The sequence below is a fragment of the Duganella rivi genome, from assembly GCF_009857435.1.
GTDB classification, from domain to species: Bacteria; Pseudomonadota; Gammaproteobacteria; order Burkholderiales; family Burkholderiaceae_D; genus Rugamonas; species Rugamonas rivi.
The window spans coordinates 1-255 of the sequence record NZ_WWCK01000031.1; the positions used below are offsets into that span (position 1 = coordinate 1).

Genomic DNA, 255 nt, shown 5'->3' on the forward strand with positions numbered 1-255 from the left:
GAATACTCATCTCGCCCACCTGTGTCGGTTTGCGGTACGGTCTCGTATGACTGAAGCTTAGAGGCTTTTCTTGGAACCACTTCCGATTGCTACGTGAACAAGTTCACTCGTCCCAGTCCCTTGGATTGCGTACCCGGATTTGCCTAAGTACCTCCTATGAACCAGAAACTGACTATTCCAACAGTCAGACAACCTTCCGCGATCCGTCCCCCCATCGCATCATACGACGGTGCAGGAATATTAACCTGCTTCCCA

At 51.0% G+C, this 255-nt stretch carries 1 rRNA gene; it reads right to left on the bottom strand.

The annotated features are described in order from the left end of the window. Window positions 1-255: ribosomal RNA gene (locus GTP45_RS27860) — 23S ribosomal RNA — on the bottom strand; the annotation flags it as partial.